The sequence below is a fragment of the Acinetobacter stercoris genome, assembly GCF_900323515.1.
GTDB lineage: Bacteria > Pseudomonadota > Gammaproteobacteria > Pseudomonadales > Moraxellaceae > Acinetobacter > Acinetobacter stercoris.
The window spans coordinates 1-3,946 of record NZ_OOGT01000276.1 but is presented as its reverse complement, the minus strand read 5'-3'; the positions used below and the strand labels follow the sequence as shown (position 1 = coordinate 3,946).

The following is a 3,946-nucleotide window of genomic DNA, read 5'->3' as shown; positions in this document are numbered from 1 at the left end:
GGCCAAAATTAATCTATAGTAGAGAAATCATTTTAGATAAACCGTCTGTAAGTAAAATTCCGATTCGTGTTGGGCGTTTTTTTATGATAGCTTGGGGATTATTGCTTATTTCTATTTTTTGGATTCCAAATCAACTACTTGAAAATAAAAAGATTAATGAAAACATTTTACGGGGTTTCCCAACTCACAAAGAGGCCGCTAAACAAGAAATATATTTCTCAAGCGATAAAGATAAAATAAATACAGCAATTCCATTAGATATTGAAATTAATAATTTAGACAAATTATCAAATAAGCAACCTATCAATATTCAACTATCCATTAATGGACAAAAAATTGAAACTAAAGGAGTAACTAAATGAGCGGATATAATTTAGAACAAAAGCTTGTAATTGGTCTAGCTTCAAGTGCCTTGTTTAATTTAGAAGAGTCAGATGCAGTTTTTAGAACTCAAGGTGAACTCGCCTATCGTGAATATCAACGTGAACACGAAAATATTCTTTTAGATCAAGGCGTCGCTTTCCCATTTATTCAACGCCTACTTAATTTGAATAGTATATTTCCAAAAGATAAACCATTCGTAGAAGTTATTTTACTTTCACGTAACGACCCGAATACTGGTTTACGTGTGATGAACTCAATAGAACATTATGGATTAGGGATTAAAAGAGCTATTTTCCTGCAAGGTCGTACACCTTATAAGTATATAGATTCTTTGAATATTAGTTTATTTCTTTCAGCAAATGAAACTGATGTAAATCAAGCCATCAATGCAGGTTATCCAGCAGGCTTAATTCTAAAAGGTCATATATTTGATATAGCTCATGATGAAGAACTTCGCATTGCCTTCGACTTTGATGGTGTCATTGCTGACGATTCATCAGAACAAATCTACAAACAAAGTGGGCTTGGAGCATTTATTGAAAATGAGAAGAATCTTGCAGATCAACCTGCTAATGAGGGTCCACTCTATAAACTTTTGAAAGAGTTATCTATACTACAGAAAGAAGAACTTGAATATCAGGCGCAACATTCTGATTATAAAAGTCGTTTGAGAGTTTCTATCGTTACTGCGCGTAATGCGCCTGCGCATAAACATGTAATCAATTCTTTACGTTCATGGGGAATTGAAACCGTCAATGAAGCGTTTTTCTTAGGTGGAATTGAAAAACGTAAAGTTTTGGAAATACTTCAACCTCATATCTTCTTTGATGATCAAGTTACCCACCTTGAAAGAACCGCTGATAGTGTTGCTTCTGTTCACATTCCATTTGGAATAGCTAATAAAAAAGCTGAGATTAATCATACTATAATATCTAAAGATACGACTGAACTAGCTACTCAAGATAGCTGATTTTCCCCTCCCCCATCCCTCTCCTCTTAGGAGAAGGCTAGGGAGAGATGCTTTTAAGGGAGAACAGCAAAATTTACAAAACCCCATTCTCCAGCAACACCTCCAACCCTTTCACTTTGCCCATATATTTCAACTGTTCCTTTTGAGGGCGTTCAAAATTCTGTGTCAGCCGAATTAGCTATTTTTTATGCAGATTAAAACATAAAGAATGTACCATCTTAAAGTGACTATACGGATTCAAGTTAAGTTCTTATCAGCTTTGTTGCATAAAGATTTTACAACTCAATGATTTTAAAGGGTTTGTTTAAAATTTAACCTAAAAATAAATTTAATAAAATCAAATGATTAAGTATTTATGCAACAAAGCCCAGTCACTCCAATCACTAATATGCTCATGAGCTTCTCTATTTGCATTTATTGGAAATACTATAGCATACAATCTATTTTTTAATTTTTGTTAAAACCATATCTTTAATATTTATTTTGTACCTTTTTTCATACCAGTTTCCATTTGACGCAGTACCAGACATTTCAATAATATATAAAATATTTTTCTTTACTTTAAGATCCAAATATGGGGAAAGATCTGGGTAGTATTTAAAACAATAACATTCAGCAGAGTTTTTACCTATAAGTGTAATTTGAAGATAATCATTTGTATCCATTCTAAATTCACTGACTTTGGAAGGAATTGCTATCTGTGCGGAATTGATAATCTTACAATCATTTACACTAAAATGCTGTACTTTACTTAAAGATACTATGTCTATATCAGATGCAAATACCGAACTTATTGCTAAAAATGCAATTATTGGAATTAATTTCATATTACTTATTACTCATTTCGGTTCACAGCTTACATTTGAAATTAAGTCCTTTCTCGTGTGATAGCGAAGCCACGTACTTTTACCGCCTTTACTATGATTTAATTTACTGGTTGAAAAGCTATATTTACCAATTTCCCTATCTTTAACTTTAGGACATAATTCTTTTATTTTCATTAGTTGTAGTAATTTTAATAAATTACTTTTTCTTCCACAGTAATCATTAAACCCTCCATTTACCAGTATTGTTACATAGTGCAAATCATCTTTATCTGAATAAATATTGCCATTACCCCAAATTGAACCTTTAGCCCAATACCACGTTGCAGAATGCACAATATGTTCTGGCTCAGAAGCAACAAGGTCCAAGTTATTCATTGTAAATTTTTGACCAATTGCTGCACCATATTTATCATAGTTGATGTCATGGGTTAGTTGTATTAACCCTCTACCATGATAAGCTGGTCCACCAAAGTAACGATACCATCCTTTAGGGAAAGAACCATCTTTATTTTTATACTCTTCTGTAGTCCTAAAGTGATCACCTTCACATGATATTTGAGCTAAAAAGTGAGCCTTACGCATACAAGTATTGATTTCATACTCTTTCATGTACTTATTAAGTAGTTCTAGAAATTTATTAATGTCTAAACCTTTAATCTTGGGATATACCGATTTATAAAATAACCCTTTTGATAAAGCTTCTTTGGGAAGTATTTGTTTTAATAGTTCTAAAGAAATTTCTTTATCGCAAAAACATGTCTCTTCCTTTTCTTTCTCGTCTACCAAACTATTATTTAAATCTTGATTCTTAAAATACGATACTTGGCTAGCAAGCCCTGAACCCGAGCCATACTCCATCACCGTATGATTATTTACCCCCATTAACTCCGCACCACATGAAAACTTGGCATTAAGCGGAACGACAGCCTTTCCATCCATCACTACATGCGGATAAACATCCAGTAAAGTAGACCAAACTTTACACTTAGGACAAAAGAAACCATCCCCTACTCTCAAAAATGGTCTGCCCATATCAAAACTTAAATCTGTTGTTGCTTTAACAATGCCACCATGCGTCGTGGTCATCCCATCCAAGCCCATACCTATAGCCATTTATAATATTCCCCCAATCTATTTTTATAAAACGCCTCAACTTTTCTTGTTATTTAAATACGAGCAATAAAGCTGAGGCTCATCATTTTGCTGCTTAAGATAAAAAACCTTTAGGTGGCGTTTGCCCCTCAAATATTCGGATACAAGCTCCGTCTTGTAACGTCTCAATAATTTCATCGCCATTTTCTAACTGACTTCCAACAATTGCGAGTGATCTACCATCATAAACACTCGCATCACCACAACCGTTTTTAATCTTTGATGTAGTATCATCAGGATAGACAACTTCATCACCTACACAGGCCACTGATATACCGCCTATTTTTACTTGAGAAGTTGTATGAACAATTCCTCCATTTTTTGTTTTTGCACCATCAACGGCAAAATAATATCGTGTCTGTGACAAGCTGTTGAAATATTGGCTTTCGGTTTCAAACATTTGATCTATTTCTTGCTGTGACAACATTTTCATGTCTTCCACAGATAAATCTTTTAAAAATTTTTCAGGTTTTTGCATCATCATTTCTCAAGTTATAAATTATTTAGAAAAAAAATTTACATTTTTATATTTTCTACTAAAGATTTTCCCCAAGATTAAAACCAAGTCTGCAAAGCAGAAATATATTTTTATAAATTTGATAAAATATTAGGC

4 protein-coding genes and 1 pseudogene are annotated in these 3,946 nt (G+C 33.1%); 2 read left to right on the top strand and 3 right to left on the bottom strand.

Translation table 11 applies throughout. From position 1 onward, the window contains the following. Together KPC_RS18355 and KPC_RS18350 are read left to right on the top strand one after the other, a co-directional pair. Positions 1 to 362 (top strand): annotated as a pseudogene (locus KPC_RS18355) (hypothetical protein); the annotation flags it as partial. Beyond that, positions 359 to 1,354, top strand: a complete 996-nt coding sequence (locus KPC_RS18350; RefSeq protein ID WP_121975773.1) for a 5'-nucleotidase — start codon at positions 359 to 361, stop codon at positions 1,352 to 1,354. The pseudogene KPC_RS18355 and the gene KPC_RS18350, both read left to right, overlap by 4 nt. Before the next feature lie 440 nt (positions 1,355 to 1,794). Here the strand turns inward: KPC_RS18350 and KPC_RS18345 are convergent, their stop codons facing one another. The 3 genes from KPC_RS18345 to KPC_RS18335 all read right to left on the bottom strand — a co-directional run bounded on the left by KPC_RS18345 (position 1,795) and on the right by KPC_RS18335 (position 3,811). Continuing rightward, a complete protein-coding gene (locus KPC_RS18345; RefSeq protein ID WP_121975772.1) occupies positions 1,795 to 2,181 on the bottom strand; it encodes a hypothetical protein in 387 nt (128 codons plus the stop codon). A gap of 12 nt (positions 2,182 to 2,193) precedes the next feature. Next, positions 2,194 to 3,294, bottom strand: a complete 1,101-nt coding sequence (locus KPC_RS18340; protein WP_121975771.1) for a PAAR domain-containing protein — start codon at positions 3,292 to 3,294, stop codon at positions 2,194 to 2,196. Positions 3,295 to 3,388: 94 nt separating this feature from the next. Beyond that, entirely contained in the window at positions 3,389 to 3,811 is a 423-nt protein-coding gene (locus KPC_RS18335; protein WP_171334548.1) for a PAAR domain-containing protein, read from the bottom strand. Between the last annotated feature and the right edge of the window lie 135 nt (positions 3,812 to 3,946).

Bases quoted from the DNA above. Each gene is read 5' to 3' on its own strand.
- KPC_RS18350 (WP_121975773.1), top strand. From the start codon at position 359: ATGAGCGGATATAATTTAGAACAAAAGCTTGTAATTGGTCTAGCTTCA.
- KPC_RS18345 (WP_121975772.1), bottom strand. From the start codon at position 2,181: ATGAAATTAATTCCAATAATTGCATTTTTAGCAATAAGTTCGGTATTT.
- KPC_RS18340 (WP_121975771.1), bottom strand. From the start codon at position 3,294: ATGGCTATAGGTATGGGCTTGGATGGGATGACCACGACGCATGGTGGC.
- KPC_RS18335 (WP_171334548.1), bottom strand. From the start codon at position 3,811: ATGCAAAAACCTGAAAAATTTTTAAAAGATTTATCTGTGGAAGACATG.